Source organism: Telluria sp. AZSoR62, from assembly GCF_058111565.1.
The window spans coordinates 1-263 of record NZ_JBYTST010000370.1 but is presented as its reverse complement, the minus strand read 5'-3'; the positions used below and the strand labels follow the sequence as shown (position 1 = coordinate 263).

The 263-nt window shown below is 66.5% G+C and carries 1 protein-coding gene; it reads right to left on the bottom strand.

Translation table 11 applies throughout. The features are described 5' to 3' along the window. Positions 1–263: hypothetical protein (locus AC3XQU_RS24135; RefSeq protein WP_489876655.1), on the bottom strand; the 263-nt coding region annotated here is incomplete at both ends.

Below are 263 nucleotides of genomic sequence, written 5' to 3'. Positions count from 1 at the left end.
GGATCAGCCATCCCAGCAGGAGCGCACCGGCCAGGGCTGCGGCCAGTGCCACTACAGCCGCGGCCGGGGTCATCTGGGCACGCGTGAGGACCGCGGTAAGCCCGACGAGCCCAAAAACACTAATCACCGACGCACCCGCAAACCGTCTGCGCTGCTCCAGGATCCCGGCCAACGACCCGACGGCCATGATAACCAGCAGCATCCCGCCCACGAACACCGCCTTGTCGGCGGTGCCGAAAAGGGAGATGGCCCAGTCCTTCACA